Origin of the sequence: Mucilaginibacter gynuensis (genome assembly GCF_039541195.1) — a bacterium.
GTDB lineage: Bacteria > Bacteroidota > Bacteroidia > Sphingobacteriales > Sphingobacteriaceae > Mucilaginibacter > Mucilaginibacter gynuensis.
The window spans coordinates 384573-403903 of the sequence record NZ_BAABFT010000001.1; the positions used below are offsets into that span (position 1 = coordinate 384573).

16 protein-coding genes are annotated in these 19331 nt (G+C 44.6%); 3 read left to right on the forward strand and 13 right to left on the reverse strand.

All coding sequences use genetic code 11. The features are described 5' to 3' along the window. Positions 1-97: 97 nt before the first annotated feature. The 4 genes from msrA to ABD894_RS01640 form a co-directional block, all read right to left on the reverse strand. Positions 98-589, reverse strand: a complete 492-nt coding sequence (gene msrA, locus ABD894_RS01625; RefSeq protein ID WP_345209230.1) for a peptide-methionine (S)-S-oxide reductase MsrA — start codon at positions 587-589, stop codon at positions 98-100. Positions 590-747: 158 nt separating this feature from the next. Then, positions 748-1185: a c-type cytochrome gene (locus tag ABD894_RS01630; protein ID WP_345209231.1), complete on the reverse strand. Its 438-nt coding sequence runs from the start codon at positions 1183-1185 to the stop codon at positions 748-750. 59 nt (positions 1186-1244) lie between these two features. Next, positions 1245-2129 carry an SDR family NAD(P)-dependent oxidoreductase gene (locus ABD894_RS01635; RefSeq protein ID WP_345209232.1) on the reverse strand — a complete coding sequence of 295 codons (885 nt, stop codon included), beginning with the start codon at positions 2127-2129 and terminating at the stop codon, positions 1245-1247. Positions 2130-2291: 162 nt separating this feature from the next. Continuing rightward, positions 2292-3377 (reverse strand): DNA topoisomerase IB, encoded by a 1086-nt coding sequence (locus ABD894_RS01640; protein ID WP_345209233.1) that lies wholly within the window; start codon positions 3375-3377, stop codon positions 2292-2294. Between the two features lie 76 nt (positions 3378-3453). Here ABD894_RS01640 and ABD894_RS01645 point away from each other — a divergent pair, with 76 nt between their 5' ends. After that, positions 3454-4035: a hypothetical protein gene (locus ABD894_RS01645; protein ID WP_345209234.1), complete on the forward strand. Its 582-nt coding sequence runs from the start codon at positions 3454-3456 to the stop codon at positions 4033-4035. 96 nt (positions 4036-4131) lie between these two features. Beyond that, the gene (locus ABD894_RS01650) at positions 4132-5136 is read left to right on the forward strand and encodes an aldo/keto reductase (RefSeq protein ID WP_345209235.1); all 1005 of its coding nucleotides are present in this window, start codon (positions 4132-4134) and stop codon (positions 5134-5136) included. Between the two features lie 103 nt (positions 5137-5239). On the opposite strand, the gene ABD894_RS01655 is transcribed toward ABD894_RS01650, so the two are convergent. Next, entirely contained in the window at positions 5240-6256 is a 1017-nt protein-coding gene (locus ABD894_RS01655; RefSeq protein WP_345209236.1) for a threonine aldolase family protein, read from the reverse strand. 171 nt (positions 6257-6427) lie between these two features. Between ABD894_RS01655 and ABD894_RS01660 the strand changes: the two genes are divergently transcribed. Further along, positions 6428-7111 (forward strand): hypothetical protein, encoded by a 684-nt coding sequence (locus ABD894_RS01660; protein ID WP_345209237.1) that lies wholly within the window; start codon positions 6428-6430, stop codon positions 7109-7111. A gap of 548 nt (positions 7112-7659) precedes the next feature. On the opposite strand, the gene ABD894_RS01665 is transcribed toward ABD894_RS01660, so the two are convergent. The 8 genes from ABD894_RS01665 to mutS all read right to left on the reverse strand — a co-directional run bounded on the left by ABD894_RS01665 (position 7660) and on the right by mutS (position 19288). Further along, positions 7660-8634 (reverse strand): polyprenyl synthetase family protein, encoded by a 975-nt coding sequence (locus tag ABD894_RS01665; protein ID WP_345209238.1) that lies wholly within the window; start codon positions 8632-8634, stop codon positions 7660-7662. A gap of 20 nt (positions 8635-8654) precedes the next feature. Continuing rightward, on the reverse strand, positions 8655-10793 hold the full coding sequence (gene rnr, locus ABD894_RS01670; protein ID WP_345209239.1) for a ribonuclease R: 2139 nt from the start codon (positions 10791-10793) through the stop codon (positions 8655-8657). Between the two features lie 127 nt (positions 10794-10920). Beyond that, a complete protein-coding gene (locus tag ABD894_RS01675) occupies positions 10921-12618 on the reverse strand; it encodes an ABC transporter ATP-binding protein (RefSeq protein ID WP_425562917.1) in 1698 nt (565 codons plus the stop codon). Continuing rightward, positions 12618-13325: a 3'-5' exonuclease gene (locus ABD894_RS01680; protein WP_345209240.1), complete on the reverse strand. Its 708-nt coding sequence runs from the start codon at positions 13323-13325 to the stop codon at positions 12618-12620. The genes ABD894_RS01675 and ABD894_RS01680 overlap by 1 nt, the downstream gene beginning before the upstream one ends. 51 nt (positions 13326-13376) lie before the next feature. Beyond that, the gene (gene pbpC / locus ABD894_RS01685) at positions 13377-15773 is read right to left on the reverse strand and encodes a penicillin-binding protein 1C (protein ID WP_345209241.1); all 2397 of its coding nucleotides are present in this window, start codon (positions 15771-15773) and stop codon (positions 13377-13379) included. A gap of 35 nt (positions 15774-15808) precedes the next feature. Further along, positions 15809-15931: a hypothetical protein gene (locus ABD894_RS01690; RefSeq protein ID WP_345209242.1), complete on the reverse strand. Its 123-nt coding sequence runs from the start codon at positions 15929-15931 to the stop codon at positions 15809-15811. A gap of 30 nt (positions 15932-15961) precedes the next feature. Then, entirely contained in the window at positions 15962-16603 is a 642-nt protein-coding gene (locus ABD894_RS01695; RefSeq protein ID WP_345209243.1) for a C40 family peptidase, read from the reverse strand. Positions 16604-16678: 75 nt separating this feature from the next. After that, positions 16679-19288, reverse strand: coding sequence for a DNA mismatch repair protein MutS (gene mutS / locus ABD894_RS01700; RefSeq protein ID WP_345209244.1), 2610 nt, complete (start codon positions 19286-19288; stop codon positions 16679-16681). Positions 19289-19331 lie beyond the last annotated feature (43 nt).

The following is a 19331-nucleotide window of genomic DNA, read 5'->3' on the forward strand; positions in this document are numbered from 1 at the left end:
ATACAAATTATATAGAAACCTCCCTGTACTCTGCGATTCAACTCAATATCCTCTGCGGTTAAATTCTGCAGAATAAGATCACTTATACTGATCTTTATTAACTCAACTTCCAATCAGGCCTTTCAAAGTGGCAGGTGTAGCCATAAGGATTTTTCTGAAGGTAATCCTGGTGTTCTGCTTCGGCGTTCCAGAAATCGGTAGCCGGTACAACCTCGGTTACTATTTTACCGGGCCATTTGCCCGATGCTTCCATCTCTGCAATTAATGTATTGCCTGTTTCGCGTTGCGCTTCATCAAAATAGAATATGGCCGAACGGTACGATGTGCCTATATCATTACCCTGCCTGTTGCGTGTTGTAGGATCGTGAATTTGGAAGAAATATTCCAATAATCCTCGGTAAGATAAAACAGAAGGATCAAATACGATCTCTATACCTTCCGCGTGTGTTCCGTGATTGCGGTAAGTCGCGTTAGCAACATCGCCACCGGTGTAACCAACCACAGTTGAAATAACACCCGGCTGATGTCTGAATAGTTCTTCTACTCCCCAAAAACAACCACCAGCTAAAATAGCTTTTTCAGTACTCATATATATTTTTTCTTAGTATTATAAAGGTAAGCAATAACCATGCAAATGGTGTCAAATACGTGTCATTGCATAGCGACGCTCACACTTCTGAGTTCCCATTTTTGACTTAAACAGTAAAGGCACAATTTCTTGTGCCTTTATAATAAAACTGGTTTCGATTAATGCTTTTCTTCCACGTGGGCTTTTTTAGGCTCGGGGTGCTCGGTGCCCTGGTGGCAACTGTTACAGTTTACACCGGTTTCGGCTATCATACCTAACGAATCTTTTTTGGCCGCGAAATATTTTTTATTAAGCATGGCTGTCATTTTAAACATTTTACGAGCCATTTCTTTTTCGGGCTTGGCATCACTTGCCCAATCCATTTTTTTAGTTTCCTCGTTACGGGTGTGGCAAAAACCGCAGCGTACACCCAGCGCGTGCTCCCACTCTTCCATTACCTCGTGCATGGCATCCTCTGAAATATTTTTCGGCAGCACTTTCAGGTTCTTAAACTTCTTCTCTTCAGGTTCAGGGGCTGATTTAAGCGAAGCCATTGACGACAAAACAACGGCACATGATAAACCAATTGTGGCAAACGTTTTTTTATTAAATAACATATTTGGGGATTAATGAAGTAAATATAAATATCCCTTTCAAAATGTTTACAAAAGGCTGACTATTTTTCTGCTTGTTTCACTAATGTTACAGAAAGCAATTTATCGTAAGCCTTCTGACTAAGGTTCCACAACGCTTCGCGAGCAGCAACATCATTGGCCATAGCCGACGTTTTTGCCACACGACATTTATTAAAGTACTGCCCGCTTTTAGTATGTAAACCATTTTGCGTGGCAAGGTAAATGGTAGTTAGAGCACCTTTTTCTGCCGATATCATAAACGGGCGAACCAGTGTCATCAGCAGTTTCATAAAACCGGTGACACCTTTCCAGCTAATGCCATCCCAAAAATTACTTTTAACTACACCGGGGTGCAGCGCGAATGAGGTGATACCCTTGCCGCCGAATTTTTCGGCAAGTGATTTTGTGAAAAATATATTGTACAGCTTAGCATTGGCATAAGCATGCATTGATGAATACTTTTTAATCCCGTGCAGTTCATCAAAGGCCGGTCGCCCTATTTTATGCCCTTCCGAACTTACGTTGATCACACGGGCTTGTCCGCGTTCTAACAAGGGCAACAAGGCATTGGTCAGTACAAAATGACCTAAATGATTAGCAGCGAAGGTCAACTCATAACCATCCGTACTTAACCCGAATTCCGCAAAAATACCACCAGCATTATTGATCAGCACATTGATAGCAAACAGCTTACTCTTTAAAGTTTCAGCTGCTTTGTATACACTTTGCAGATCGGTCAGATTACAATATACCACATAAATTTCGTGGTTGCCCGTTTCGACTGTTAGCTGTTTAACCAACATCTCCCCTTTGGCAACATCCCTCACCAACAGGTATAAGGCGTGCTTCTTTTTAGCCAAAGCAATGGCCGTTTCTTTACCTATACCCGAAGTTGCCCCTGTTATTACCGTAGTGATTGCAGCCATCAGCTTTAATTAGTGAATTATTGAATGAGTGATGTAGTGAGTGGTGAGTTGTTAGTTGCAAGTGATTAATCGACGACCAAATTAGCTAAACAATAATCATTAATTAGTTATATATGAAAAAACTCTGAGTAATGACCATTGACCTAATGACCAATGACCATCTCAGCTCGCTTCGGCCAGCTTTTCATTTTCGAGGATACTGATGAGCGCTTTTTCGGCTGTGTTAAGCTCTGATGCTTTTACATCCTTAGTTTCATCCAGGTCTTTAATGTATTTAAATATGTGGCCTTCTTCGTAACTTTTTATCACCGTAGGGTGCACATAGTATTTTTTACAAACGGTACGGGTATTACCTAAATTAAGGGCAACTTCATCCAGCACGCTCACTATCTTTTTACGGCATTCGGTTATGGTTTCAAATTCCCCGGCTGCCTTAAAGGCATACAGGGCACTCACACTGCCTGCCCAGGTACGAAAATCTTTCGCGGTAAAATCTTCACCGGTTATTTCTTTTAAGTAGTTATTGATATCGCCCGAACCTATGGTACAGCGTTCGTTAGCATCATTATAAAACTGGAATAATTCTTTCCCCGGTATATCGCGGCATTGTTTTACCAAACGGGCCAGCTTTTTACTATGGAGAGCTATTTTTTGGTATACGCCTTTTTTACCTTTAAACTCAAACTTCATATCGGAGCCTTCAATTTTCACATGCTTATCCTGCAAGGTGGTTAAGCCGAATGAACCATACAGCTTTTTATACGATTCATTACCTACACGTATGCTGGTTAACTCCATTAAGCGTACTACCAATGCAACCACTTTCGGAAAATCGAGGTTACGGCGCAGCAAATCCTTATCAACCTGTTCGCGTATGGCAGGGAGGTGCGATGCGAAGGTTTGCAACCGGTGATATTTTGATTGATTACGGATCTTGTTCCAATCGGCATGGTAGCGGTATTGTTTTCGACCTGCTACATCTATACCGGTAAATTGCAGGTGCCCGTTCTCATAAGGTGAGATCCAAACATTGGTGTAAGCCGGCGGAATCACCAGTTTGGTAAAGCGGGTTACCAGTTCTTTATCCTTTACCAGTTTGCCTTCGGCATCGTAAAAGCTCCAGCCTTTTCCAGCTTTTTTACGGGTATAACCGGGTGTGGTATCGGCCACATAGCGCAGCCCAACCGCTTTGGCTGTTGATTTAGGATCGCGGCCAATCTTCTCAAGTTTTTTTAATAATCGGTTCATTGTAATTATTACAATAGCACAACCACCATTAATGTTTTAATGCCGCTATATTAGCAATACAATAAAAGTATTTATTATGGGCTTAGATATCTCGATCAACGTAAACAACCCCGAAGAAATATTTGATACCACTTATTACGACCCCGAAGAACGCAACTTTTACCAGCATGGTTTAAGCCGTACATTCTGCAATTTTATTTCGCGCAGGGATGTGATCAGCGGCGAGCCGGAGCTCGATCAGATAGGCAGGCTTACCGATATTGATATTACGCCGATATACGATATGAACAATTATGGCGATGACGAGCAATTGCAGTTCATGCTAAGCCATACTGAAACCGACGAAGAACGTAAACAGATCATCGACGATAACACAGCCAACCGCGAAAAGTTAAAAGGGAATATTAGCTCAATGCTTTTGCTTATCAATAACCTGATAGAGAAGCTTTCGCCCATTAAAAACCTGCCGGAATTATTACAGCAACAACCCGGCAACCCTGATACGCTGAACCATAATGCCTACTTTGCTAATTTTGACAAAGACACAGGCGATGGCTATATAGACAATAACCTGGGGCAAGACTTTCGCAATTTCCGCCGGTTTTTGATCTACGCTAAAAATAATGGCACCAAAACCGTGTATTTTACTTACGGATAAAACGTCTCTCATTACTTTGAATGTTTACCCTTTGCTGACCATAGCGTTTAAACAATTGATAAACTTTGGTTATTCATTTACAAAAACCACATATTTATGAAATACAATCTTTTAGGTAACACCGGCTTGCTGGTATCTGAAATTTGTTTCGGCACCATGACCTTTGGCGGTACCGGTTATTGGGAAGCCATAGGTAAAATTCAGCAACAGGAAGTTAACGACCTCATGAAAACCGTAATTGATTCGGGGATCAACTTTATTGATACGGCCAACATTTATTCGTTTGGCGAATCAGAAACTTTGCTTGGCCAATCTATCAAAGACATTGGTATTGCCCGTAACGAGCTGGTGATAGCTACCAAAGTACGCGGAAAAATGAGCGAGAAACTGAACGATACCGGTCTTTCCCGCTATCATATATTTAACTCGGTTGATGAAAGCCTGAAGCGTTTGCAACTCGACCATATCGATCTGCTATACGTACATGGCGTTGACCTGCGTACCCCTATTGAAGAAACCATGCGTGCGCTTAACGATGTTGTACAAACAGGAAAGGTACGTTACATTGCTGTTTGTAACTGGCCCGCCTGGATGGTGATGAAAGCTGCCGGAATAGCCGAACGTAATGGCTGGAACAAGTTTGTAGGCTTGCAATATTTCTATTCGTTATCAGGCCGGGATATTGAACGTGAAATACTTCCGCTGGCTGCCGATCAAAACCTGGCCGTGTTACCATGGAGTCCTTTAGCAGGAGGGTTCCTATCGGGCAAATACACCCGCGATGGTGATAAATCGGGCTCACGCCGTGATGCTTTCGATTTCCCTCCTATCAATAAAGACCGGGCTTATGATATTATTGATGTAATTACCGCGGTAGGTAAAGAGCACAACGCCTCACCGGCACAAATTGCTTTGGCCTGGGTACGCTTGCAAAAAGGTATAACCAGCACTATTATCGGCGCGAAAAACATCGATCAGCTAAAGGATAACCTTAAATCTGTTGAGTTGGAATTAACCGCCGAACAGCTTCAAAAAATTGAAGAGGTAAGCGCCTTGCCAAAAGAATATCCGGGCTGGATGGTTGAAAGGCAAAATAGTTGATTTTAAAATCCGAAAGTCAGCTTAAGTCGGTAAGTCCGAAAGTTTTTGTCAAATCTTTTAAAAAGCTTCCGGACTTACGCCAACTTTCGGACTTCCGACTTCCTCAAATATCCCTCAAAACGTCCACCACATACTCCACTCCTTGCGGATGCACATCCAGATGGGTTACGAAACGAATGCGGTGCTTATCGGTGCTCATGGCGTGTATGCCTTTCTCCTTTAGCGAAGTAAGCACCTGTTCGGCAGGTTGCACGGTATCAAACAATACGATATTGGTTTCGGTAGGCATTACTCCTGTTACCCATTCCAGTTTGGATAATTCATCGGCAAGTATCTGCGCATGTGCATGATCTATCTTCAGTCGCTCCACATGATGGTCGAGCGCATAGATACCTGCGGCTGCCAAAAAGCCCGCCTGGCGCATGCCTCCGCCTAATACTTTACGGATACGGCGCGCGTACTTTATCGTTTCTTTATCGGCCAGTAAAACCGAACCTACCGGCGCACCCAGTCCTTTTGAAAGACATACCGATACACCGTTAAAATACTTACCATAATCAATAGCCGCATCGCCCGTGTGGGCTAAGGCATTAAAAATACGGGCACCATCCAAGTGTAGCTTAAGGCCTTTCTGTGAGCAGAGTTGCGCTATGGGTTTGATATGATTGAGCGTGTAACAGCTACCCCCGCCCTTGTTTACCGTGTTTTCCAGCACTACTAAACTGGTATGCGGAAAGTGGATGTTTTCTGCGTTGATCTCCGGTTCTATCATTTCGGCCGTTAATATCCCGCGGTAGCCGTTCAGCAAACGCGTGGATACGCCCGAGTTAAAAGCAATGCCGCCGCCCTCATAACGGTACACATGCGCGGTTTGGTCGGCAATAAGTTCGTCGAGCGGTTGGGTAAAACATTTAATAGCGATCTGGTTGGTCATGGTGCCCGACGGACAGAAGATACCGGCTTCCATACCGAATATGGCGGCAGCGTTTTGTTCCAGTTCGTTTATAGTTTCATCCTCACCAAAAACATCGTCACCCACACGGGCGCTCATCATGGCATCGAGCATACCGGGTGTAGGCTTAGTTACGGTATCGCTGCGGAGATCGACAGTTAATTGCATGTTTTTAATTTTAGTAGTATTTTAAGGCACAAATCTAATTTTTATTGGCTTACATAAAATGGTACGTTGCTTTATCCATGTAACAATTTTAGCCAAACCATTTTTAAATAATGCCCTCAATCAGCGTAATAAAAAGAGCATATTTGTGTTTAACTATATTATTTGAATAAAGTGAAAAAAGCAATTCTATCATTTATAAGCATTTGTTTTGTACTAACGGCTACAGCCCAAAAATGGCAGCCGGGTGTATTTACCGATATTAAAGGCAATACCGAAACCGGTTTTATCCGCCCTAATCCGTCGGGTAAAGGCCCTGTTAAGGATGAAGGCTTTATCGAGTTCAAAAAGGATGAAAAAATGAACCCTATTAAATTAAGCGCGGGTGAACTGCGCTCGTTTATGGTGGGTAAGGATAGCTTTGTTGTTGCCCATGCCCCAAAAAACGAAAGCTGGGGAAGCAAAGAACTTGATTTTGTAAAGGTAGTACTCAACGAAGAGGTTAAACTATACCTGGGCAGAGGTAGCAGCGGTGGCGGAGGATTTCGTCCCGGACTTTCAGGTGGCATTGGTGGAGGTAGCGGCGGCTACGGAGGTGGCGTAGGCGGCGGCGTAGGCATATCATTTGGCGGTAATGGCGGCGGCGGTAAAGGCAAGGCCACTTATTACTTTGGCGCTAACACATCCGAACTGGTACAACTCACCCCAAATAACTTTATCGATATTATGAGCGACATTATGGGCGATGAACCCGAAGTGGTCGACAGGATACACGAGAACAAGTTCAACATTAACAATATTGAAAAATTGATAGCCTATTTTAAAGCCGTAAAGGCAGAACATGCCGCACAACAATAAATATTTTAGAATATATAAGTGCCTATAAATATTTATCGGCAAATTAAGCGAATGCGGGGTGTGAAACAACCTCTCATTTCTTTTTGGCAGGCTCATCAACTGGCTTTCAAAAGTTTAACACTAAAAGCAGATATTTACTATCCATAATTTACCAGTCAAAACACACCAAAAACTGCTTGCAAACCGTGTTTTCACCCATTTTTAACCGTTAAAACTATTTTAAAAACAGGTATTTCTACGTGGTTTTTTATGGGGTAGGCCCCCTACCTTTACTGCCGTGGTAATACCTAAACCCATCACGTAAGCGCTTTTTATTTCTACCCTTTAAAAGCATTACTATATCTCTATCCGTGGCCAGTGCTTGAGCCGCGGATGGAGTATAGTTAAAATCGTGAAGCCTTTACTAACCAATTATATATACCTTGCCTGCTATACAATAACATATTGAACAGCAAGTTTGGACAAATTAAACAGCAGCCAATATCATCATTCCTTAGATCCCCTTGGAATGTGTCTTACTAAAGACTTAAAGATAATCGTGAAAAACCTCAATAATCCCTCACCATCAAACCATCTGCAAAATTGTGCAGGTATTGTTTGCGATCCTCAGGCAATGTGATAGCATCCAATGCCTTGAAGGCTATTTCGGCGTAGGTATTCATGGCCGTTTCGGCATGTTGCCTTACTTGTATGCTGTTGTATAAAGCCGTTACGGCAGCTACCTTTTCGGTTGTATTAAAGCCGGTAGCAGCTATCCACTGTAGTAATTGTTGCTTTTGGTCGCTATCGGCCAGTTCGAGGGCTTTTAAAAGCAGGTAAGTTTTTTTATTGGAAATGATGTCTCCACCTACTTGTTTGCCAAATTTTTCCGGGTCGCCGTACACATCCAAAATGTCATCCTGTAGCTGGAAAGCTACACCCAGATTTACACCAAACTGGTAAAGTTTTTCGGCATTTTCCTGGTCGGCCCCTCCTATCAGCGCGCCAATTTTTAGCGCGCCGCCAAGCAGTACGGCGGTTTTAAGACGGATCATGTTCAGGTATTCATCTATACTCACCCGATCATCCTGCTCAAAGTTCATATCAAACTGCTGCCCTTCGCACACGCCCTGTGCCGTTTCGTTAAAAATATCGAGAACAGACCGCAGTATATTATCCTGCACCAGCATCATCAGCTTGTTGGCTTCTACCATCATTACATCGCCGGAGAGTATGGCGATATTGGTATTCCACTTTTCGTGCACGGTAACATTGCCACGGCGTAATGGTGCATTGTCCATAATATCATCGTGCATCAGCGTAAAATTATGAAAAACCTCAATGGCCAATGCCGGTTTTACGGCCGCTTCCACATCGCCGCCAAACAAGTCACAGGCCATCAGCAGCAAAGCCGGGCGCAGGCGCTTGCCGCCTAATGATAAGATATACCTTATCGGTTCGTAGAGTTCCGCGGGCTGATCGGGATAGTTAAGCTGATTAACGCCATCGATGATCAGGTCCTGCAGTTCGTTAAGTTTTTTCATATTACGCCCTGCAAATATAGTTACTCCTGTACTAACGAGAAATCTATTTGCTTTTTGGTAAGGTCAACGTTTTTTACACGTATTTGAACTTCATCGCCCAGTTGATATACCTTCTTTTTACGCTGACCAATTATGGCGTAGTTCTTTTCATCCAAAGTGTAAAAATCATCGCTGATATCGCGCAGGCGTATCATACCCTCGCACTTATTCTCGATGATCTCAACATACATTCCCCACTCGGTTAAGCCCGATATTACACCGCTAAAGATATTGCCAACCTGATTCTGCAGGTATTCGGCCTGTTTGTATTTAACAGATGAACGTTCGGCATCGGCAGCCTTTTTTTCCATTTGGGAGCTGTGCTCGCACATTTTTTCGTAATGCTCGGCATTGGCCGATTGTCCTCCGTTTAAATAATGGAACAGTAAACGGTGAACCATCACATCAGGGTAACGGCGGATGGGTGAAGTAAAGTGGGTGTAATGATCAAAAGCCAGGCCATAATGACTGGTGCCTTTTGTGGTATAAATAGCTTTTGCCATTGAGCGTATAGCCAGCTGGGTAAGCACGTTTTGTTCTTTTTTACCCTCCACATCATTCATCAGGTAATTGAGTGAACGGGCAGTGTCTTTGTCAGATTTTGTACTGATCTTATACCCAAACCTTGCGGCGAACTGCGCGAAGTTGGCCAGTGAATCAGGCTTAGGCGAATCGTGCACGCGGTATACAAAGGTATATTTATGCTTGCCCTTGCCCATTTTACTTACATGCTCGGCCACCTTACGGTTAGCCAGCAACATAAAGTCTTCGATTAATTTGTGGGCGTCCTTACGCTCTTTTACATAAACGCCTACTGGCTTGCCTTGCTCATCCAGCTTAAATTTAACTTCGGTAGTTTCAAAGCTGATGGCGCCGTTTTTGAATTTACGGTCGCGCAGTACATGGGCCAGTTCGTTTAGTTTTAATATTTCGGCGCTGTATTCGCCTTCCTGTGCTTCAATAATCTCCTGTACTTCTTCATAGGTAAAGCGCCTGTCGGAATGGATCACCGTTTTACCATACCATTCATTCACGATATTGGCGTTGTTATCCAGCTCAAATACAGCCGCAAAACACAGTTTATCTTCTTTAGGGCGAAGCGAGCATAAGCCGTTCGACAATCTTTCCGGTAGCATCGGTATCACCCTATCAACCAGGTAAACAGATGTACCACGTTCAAAAGCCTCCTTATCCAATGCTGAATCGGGGATAATGTAATGCGCTACGTCGGCAATGTGTACGCCGACTTCGTAATTGCCGTTATCCAATAATTTGTAGGACAAGGCATCGTCAAAATCCTTCGCGTCAAATGGGTCGATTGTAAAAGTTAACACATCGCGAAAATCACGGCGTTTAGCAATTTCTTCCGGACTAATTATATCCGGGATCTGCTCTGCATCGTGCTCCACCTCTGCCGGGAACGATAACGGGAAACCATACTCGGCCAATATGGCGTTCATTTCGGTATCGTTTTCACCCTGGGCACCCAATATGTTCTTGATGCGGCCAATCGGGTTTTTGGCATCTGTAGGCCAATCTGTTATTTCGGCTACAGCCTTTATCCCATTTTTAGCACCGTTAAGTTCGGTAAGCGGGATGAAAATATCATGCAGCATCTTACGATCATCAGGTATAAAGAAAGCATACCTTTCAGATAGCTTTACAATACCGGTAAACTCCATTTTTCGGCGTTGCAATATCTCTATTACCTCGCCTTCTTTGCTTCGGCCTTTATTTTTGGCGTATACATAAACCTTTACACGGTCGCCATGCAAGGCGGTGCGCAGTTTACGTGGGGCCACGAAAATGTCGGTTTCGTGTTCATCATCAGTCACAATAAACGCCGAACCGTCGGCCGTCATATCTACTCTGCCCTCAACAAACGTTTTAAGTTCGAGCAGCTGGAATTTTCCGGGAGAGATTTGTTTTAGTACCTCTTTCTTGGCTTCGTCTTTTAATATTTCGAGGATGATGTCACGTGCTTCGGTATCGCGTACGTTTAATTTGGCCGAAACCTGTTTATAGTTGAGCGGCGTATTGCCGTTTTGTTCAAATATGCCAAGCACTAACTGGGTTAGCACCGTTTTTATAGAAGAGTTGTTGTTTTTCTTTTTAGACATTTATAGTATGGTATAATAACAAAGGTATATAATTAAACACCAAAAAGCGGATTGTGTTCTAAGCCCTTGTTTTCAAAGTATTATTAAAATTTATTTTATTATATGAGGATTGAAGGCTATTTCTTAATTATTTAGGTATAGCTGCTATCAGCCCTTTGGTGTAAGCTTGCTGCGGGTTATTGTAAATGTCATCGGGATAGCCCATCTCTACAATTTCGCCTTTGTTCATTACCATCATACGGTCGGATATGTGCTTGATCACCGCCAGATCATGCGATATAAAAATGTAGGTAAGGTTAAACTCCTGCTGTAATTCACGCAGTAAATTAAGCACTTGTGCCTGTACCGATACATCCAGTGCCGAAATAGATTCATCGCAGATGATAAACTTAGGTTGCAATACCAGCGCCCTCGCGATAACGATACGCTGCCTTTGCCCGCCCGAAAATTCATGAGGGTAACGATTAAAATGTTCGGGCAGTAAGCTTACCCGCTCAAGCAGATCAAGCACCTTTTGTTTACGCAGGGTATCATTACAATACAGTTTATGCACCTGCAAAGGTTCCATTAACGATTGACCGATGGTTAGTTGCGGATTAAGAGACGAATACGGATCCTGAAAGATGATCTGAATATCGCGGCGCATCCGGCGCATATCGTTAACGTTGAGCTTTCGCAGATCGGTATTTTCAAAGTTGATATTGCCCGATGTTGGTTCTATCAACCTTAATGTTGTTCGGCCCAAAGTTGTTTTGCCACAGCCGGATTCGCCCACCAGTCCCAGGGTTTCACCCGGAAACACTTCAAAGTTAACCTGATTAACGGCTTTTACCACCGCTTTTGATGAACCGAACAGCCCCTTGCTTACCGGGAACCATGTACTTAGTTGATTAACTTTTAGTATAGGTGCACGGTCGTAAAGTTTTTTGCGGCGTTTATCTATCTCTTTATCCGTATAGGCATATCGTTCCCGGATACTTTCTATAGATAAGTTATTATCTGTATTAAAAAAATCGGCTACAACGGGTAGTTTCTTTAACCGGTAATCGGGCGATGGGCGACAGGCCAGTAAACCTTTGGTATATGGATGCTGCGGATCATCAAACAGGTCGTTTACATTGGCTTCTTCTACCACATCCCCCTTATACATTACCAGTACCCGATCGGCAATTTGCCTAATCACACCCAGATCATGCGAAATGAAGATGAGGCTCATGTTGCGCTCAGCCTTTAGCTTTAACAGTAACTCAATAATGGTTTTTTGCACGGTTACATCAAGCGCGGTGGTTGGCTCATCAGCAATAAGCAGATCGGGGTTGCAGGATAGGGCCATGGCGATCATAACACGCTGCTTTTGTCCGCCTGATATTTGGTGAGGATAACTCTCAAATATCGCTTCCGGCCGCGGCAGTTGCACCTCATTAAACAATTTTATGGCTTGTTCTTTCGCGTCTGCCTTACTCACTTTCAGGTGCTGAACAATGGCTTCGGTAACCTGGTAACCACAGGTAAGCACCGGGTTAAGCGAGGTCATGGGCTCCTGGAAGATCATGGCCATACGGTTGCCACGAATTTCGCGCATCTCCTCTTCCGATAAACTGCATATCGCTTTACCGTCTAAAGTAACATTACCGCTTATCTGCGCCTGCTTTACATCCAGTAAACGCATCAGCGCCAGCGAGGTAACCGATTTACCCGAACCGGATTCACCTACTATACCGATGGTTTCGCCCTTGTTTAAATTAAATGACACGCCTTTTACCGCTTCAAAAAAGCCGTTTTGGGTTTTAAACCGGATACGCAGATCATTTACCTCCAGCATCATCAACCAACTATGGTAATATTTTCATCGGGAATGAGCTCTTCGCCCCTGTACCGCCTAAGTAATTGCGCGGTGGCTACCACATCTTTTTGGCAGTAAGTGCATATCCGTTCTAATTGGTTATCGTTCCAGTAAACGGAACCTACCTGACTGCCGTCGATATCATCTTTGGGTGTGGGGATATCAAATATGGCGGTAAGCAGGCTTAATGAAGTATAGTTTTTATAATCGCCGAACTTCCAAAGTTCCATAGTATCCAAATGGTTGATCTCCCATGGCTTTTTACCGGAAATTTCCAGTTGCTGCGGATGTTTAATGCCGTTTACCAGCATGCGGCGACATATATACGGAAAATCAAACTCGCGGCCGTTGTGTGCGCAAAGCACCAGGTTAGGCGGCTGCCCTGCCAATAATCTTGCAAAATCAATCAGCAGCTCGCGTTCATCATGCCCCGAAAAGGATTTTACTCGCAAGCCCGGCTTTTGTCCGCCTGTAAAAATACCAACCGATATACAAATGATCTTACCAAATTCGGCCCATATACCGGCACGCTCGTAAAAGGCTTCAGCAGTTTCTTCTTTACGCTGGTTTACCGTTTTGGCATCCCAAAGTTTTTGAAAATGAGGCGGAACCTGGTCAAAACTGCTGTATTGCGGTACCGTTTCAATATCAAGCACCATTATATTATACAGGTCGTACTGTTCGAGCATGGGCAGAATAATAGTTTATATGAGTACCAAGATAAGCATTATGCACATGTTTTATTTATCCTTATCCAGCACCTCAAAATTTATGACAGTGGTATTGCCGTTGCCATCAACCAGTGTAAGCTTATGTTTACCCGGCACAGGGTTAAGCGCCATCTGATGAAAATCCAGACTTTCGCCTGCATACTTATCATCGAGGTGCCAAAATATTTTAACGCCTTTTAGCCTGTGCGCGGCATTGCATATCATTCTTCCGCGTGTACCATCGGCCTCTAAAGGCACGTAAATTTTAGCGCCTTCTTTAGGGTAGATCACCTCCATCGGGTTGGCATTCTCCTGCGCGCAATCTGCACGGAAGGGTGGCAGCACATGATATTCATAGCTGCGGGCCTTGTAATAATATTCCATCGACGGCGGCAGTATAAACCAATTTTTGTTGACTATCCGTTCGGGTGGTTCACAATCTGATGTTACCTGCCATTTACCATCGGCAGAAAGGTGCACCAGCTGATGCCATGGGCATACCCTGGCTTTTGTGCCATTTTTAGGTACCCACATTTCTTCGGGATGATCGCAATATGGCCCGGCACGATAACCGCTTTCGCGGCACACCTTTATCTTAACCATTTCGCCTACCGGCATTTCAAACCAATCGCGAACGGCAGGTAATAACCTGAAAATATCGAACAGCACCGGCGCGGCGGTATTGATGCCTGTTAAACCCGGGCGACCCTCACCATCGGTATTGCCTACCCATACCCCTACCACGTATTTTGGGGTAATGCCTATAGCCCAGCCATCACGGAAGCCAAAGCTGGTCCCCGTTTTCCAGGCCACCCGTTGAGACGAGCTGAACTGTTGCCAAAGCAACTCTTCGCCGGGGCGCATCACTTCTTCCATGGCTTGCAGGGTATAATAGATAGAACCGGCATCCAGTAAGCCTGCTTTTTCCAGTTCAGATTTTTGCTTGGCTGAACGTGTGTATACTGGTCGGTGCAGATCGGCAGGATCATATTTACCATTGTACTTGGTATAATGGTTCAGCACCCGCGCCATATCGGCGTAAGCGCCGGTAAGTTCCCAAAGGGTATTTTCTCCCCCGCCGAGAATTAACGAAAGACCATAATGATCGGCAGGTTGATTTAGGGTGGTGATACCCGCCCGGTGCAGAAAATCGTAAAAGCGTTCGTATTTGTATTGCTGCAACATTTTTACAGCCGGCACATTCAATGACCGCGACAAGGCTTTTGAGGCCGGCACTGCGCCGTCATAACCGAGGTCGAAATTTTCGGGATGATAACCTGCTATCTGCGTGGGCACATCGGGTATCAAACTATTGGGCAATATAAAGCCATCGTGCAGCATGGCGGCATATAGCAAAGGCTTAAGCGTACTCCCCGGACTGCGCGGCGCATTTACCACATTTACATCGCTCTCCAATTGTACATCTCCGGGATGAAAAACATTACCGGCGTAGGCCAGCGCGGCGCCTGTTTCTACATCAAGTACTACGGCAGCTATGTTATTAATATCATTGGCTTTTAACACCTGGTGATGACGTTCCATAATTTCAACCACCTGTTGTTGCAGGGTAGCTTTTATAGTGGTGGTTATCCGGGTATCGCCGGTTTGTTTCTTGTTTTTGTGCGCCTGCCTGAATACCTGTAATAAATGTGGTGCCTCCTGCGGCAAGGCCATCGGTTTATCGGGTACAGGTTCCAGTTTGGCTAATTCGGCAGTGGTGCTGTCGATGATGCCTTCCTTTCGCATCTTATCCAGCAGACGGTTACGCTTCCTTAATAGGATCTGCCTGTTCCTGCCGGGATGAACCAACGATGGTGAATTGGGCAGCACAGCCATGGCCGCCATTTCGCCCCAGGAGAGCTTATCCGGGCTACGGCCAAAATACCGCCAAGATGCGGCATCCAGCCCGATCACGTTACTGCCAAAAGGCGCGTTGCTGGTGTATAAGGCCAGTATCTCTTTTTTGCTGTACCCAGCCTCCAAACGGAGTGCCATAAAAATTTCTTTGAGCTTGTTCCAAACGGTACGTTTATGATGAGTTGCCAGCCTGATCACCTGCATGGTAAGGGTACTGCCACCGCTGGTTACATGCCCTGCACTGATGCTATGTTTAACCGCGCGCCCCAAAGCCAAAACATCAACTCCCGGATGGTATTCAAAGCGCTTATCCTCAAAAGCGATAATACATTGCTTAAACCTCTCCGGAACATTTTCATTATAAGGAAAGCGCCATTGCCCGTCTGACGCAATGGACGCTCCTAAAAGCTGACCCTGATCATCGTCGATAACATAGGAGGTCGGACTGTTGAATAAGGGTTTGGGCAGGCAAAAAATAAACAGCAATACAATCGCCAGCAATACCGAAAGCTTAACAAGGCTTTTGGGCTTTTTAAGCCAGTTGGTTATGCGTTTTAAGCGTGGATGCATGGAGAGCGACAGATCATCAACTCAAAGCTATGAAATCAACTAAATATTGCTATCCCTAATATAATACCTACCACCATAATTACGTACAGCATGATTTCGGTACCGGCGAAGCGTTTGTATTTGGTCCAGAATGAGTAATCTTCTTTTTCTTTTGGCATGGGGTAAATTTACAAATAATTAGCTATCGCTTATCTGCCGCTGCTTTGTTCTTCGCTATCGCCTTCTAAAATGATAGAACCGCCGCGTGAAAAATACTTATATAATGATGGGTCGTGCAGTTTTACGATGATTACCCCACGGCGGGTACTGGCATGCACCACATAGCCGTTTTGCAGGTACACACCTACGTGGCTGAACTGTTTACCGTCGAAATCGAAGAAAACGAGGTCGCCTTCTTTTAACTCTTCTTCGTATTTACGTTTGATGAAATTGATCTGCAAATTAGTTGAGCGCGGCATATTGGCAATGTCGTATACCTGCTGCTCCAGGTTATATACAAAACCAGAGCAATCTACCCCATCTTTACCCAAACCACCGAAACGGTAAGGTGTACCCATCCATTCTTCAATAAAATTATATAACCTACCGTTTTTAATGTCGTTCTTCTTCACCCCCATTAGCGTAGAATATTTGGTAGCGATCTCCTTATCGGGAGTCTCCATAATATACGGACCACGTTTTTTAACTGTTGGGGCGGTTGGTTCAGCTGTTTGTCCGTTGCCATTACGGGCAATTGGCCGCTGTGTTTTCTTCATGCTGCTGCATGAGGCCATTAGCGTGGCAATTGCTACTGATAGTAATAAAAGTTTCGGGTTGATAGGTAATTTCATCTGACTATGTTAAACGTTTCATTACAGTACGTTAGTTTATCGTTGAGTGATACAAACCCGATACATTGTTTATTATCAGCTTTTTACCACTCTTTGTATCTCATCCAGCTTCATCAGCGCCTCTACCGGGGTAAGCGTATTTACATCAAGGTTGTTCAGGGTGTCGCGTATTTTCACTAACACAGGGTCATCTATCGAGAACATCTGCATTTGAACCGCCTGTTTCTGCACCTTGCGGATACTCTCCTTGATATGTTCACCACCGGTACGTTCGTTCTCCAGTTTCTTCAATATCTCATTGGCCCGGCTTAATACCTTTGGCGGCATACCGGCCAGTTTGGCCACGTGGATACCAAAGCTGTGTTCGCTGCCTCCCGGTACCAGTTTACGCAGAAAGATGATCTGCTGACCAACCTCTTTTACCGAAACATTGAAGTTTTTAACACGTGTAAATGAATTACTTAACTCATTCAATTCATGGTAGTGGGTAGCAAACAATGTTTTTGCCCTGGCAGATGGATGGTTGTGCAAATATTCGGCAATTGACCATGCTATGGAGATACCATCGTAAGTTGATGTACCACGACCGATCTCATCCAGCAGGATCAAACTTCTGTCCGAAAGGTTATTGAGGATACTGGCCGTTTCGTTCATCTCCACCATAAAGGTCGACTCGCCCGACGACAGGTTATCCGAAGCGCCTACCCTTGTAAATATCTTATCTACCAAACCAATAGTAGCGGCTTTGGCCGGCACAAAACAGCCCATCTGTGCCATAAGCACAATCAGACCGGTTTGTCTTAACAAAGCCGATTTACCCGCCATGTTGGGGCCGGTAATAATGATGATCTGCTGCGTATCCGAATCGAGGTATACATCATTTGTGATATAGTCCTCACCTATCGGCAAATTCTTTTCAATTACCGGGTGGCGGCCGCCTTTTATATCCAGCATGCGGCTCTCATCCATTTTAGGCTTAACATAATGGTTACGGATAGAGATATGCGCGAAGTTCAGCAGGACATCTAAACGGGCCACCAGTTGGGCGTTAAGCTGTATCGGCTTAATATATTCGGCAAGCGAATAAAGCAGGTCGTTGTATAATTGCGTTTCAAGCGCCAGTATCTTTTCTTCGGCACCCAAAATTTGTTCTTCGTATTCCTTAAGTTCTGGGGTAATGTAGCGCTCGGCATTTACAAGCGTTTGCTTACGGATCCATTCGGTTGGTACCTTATCGCGGTGCGAGTGGGTAACTTCGAGGTAATAACCAAACACGTTATTGAAGGATACTTTCAGGGATGGTATCCCGGTAATCTCCGCTTCGCGGCGTTGAATTTCCAGCAAATACCCTTTACCACCGAAAGCTATCTTGCGTAAACGGTCAAGCTCTTCGTTAATCCCCTCGCTCATAACCGAACCTTTTACCAGCATTACCGGGGGCTCGGGGTTCAGTTCGCGCTCTATCCGCTCGCACATGATAGTGCATGGGTTAAGCTGTGAGCCAATGGCCTGTAAGGGCAAACTTTCAGATGTTTCGCTGATCTTTTTGATCTCACTGATAGCGATCAATGCTTTTTTAAGCTGGCAAACCTCACGCGGATTGGCCTTTTGTAAACCGATCTTTGAGATCAGCCTTTCCAGGTCGCCAATACGACGGATATTTTCCTGTAAAGTTTCGCGTAGTTCTTGTTGCTCTATGAGGTATTCAACCACATTAAGGCGGTCATTTATCGGTTTGATCTCCTTTAGTGGCATCACTATCCAACGGCGCAGCAAACGCGCCCCCATGGGCGAACAGGTATTATCCAGCACATCAACCAATGTAAGGGCGTTTTCGTTAGCCGAGCCCACCAGTTCGAGGTTGCGGATGCTGAAACGGTCGAGCCACAGGTAACGGTCTTCCTCAATACGACCGATGGCCGAAATATGCTGAAGGTTACGGTGCTCGGTTTCGTTTAAATAATGCAAGGCTACACCCGATGCAATGATGCCCAGCGGCAGTTTATCAATACCAAAACCTTTTAATGATTTTACACCGAAGTGTTTCAATAAGGTTTCCTGCGCGTAATCGCCGCTGTAAGGCCATTCGTCAAGGGTATAGGTATAAAAGCGGTCGCCGTAGCTGTCCTTAAAATCACTCTGACGGCTTTTGGGGTATATCACTTCGCTCGGCGCAAAGCTTTGCAGCAGCTTATCAATATAATCGGTATTACCCTGCGCAGTTAAGAACTCGCCGGTTGATATATCTACCAGTGCAATGCCCACCGTATTTTTTTCAAAATAGAGTGATGCGAGGTAGTTGTTACTTTTTTGTTGTAATATATTATCGCTGGTGGCTACGCCGGGGGTAACCAGTTCGGTAACTCCGCGTTTTACAATGGTTTTGGTAGTTTTCGGGTCTTCCAGCTGATCACAAATAGCCACACGCTGACCAGCCCGTACCAGTTTTGGCAGGTAGGTTTCGAGCGAATGGTGCGGAAAGCCAGCCAGTTCGATATGTGTTGCAGCGCCATTGGCTCTGCGGGTAAGTACAATGCCCAATATACCCGATGCCTTTACAGCATCTTCGCCAAAGGTTTCATAAAAATCACCTACGCGGAACAATAGCAAAGCGCCCGGGTACTTCGCCTTTATAGCGTTGTACTGCTGCATCAGGGGTGTTTCTTTCGTAGTATCTTTTGCCAATGTTGTGCCGAATTTTAATCGGTAAAGTTAATTTCTTAGCGTG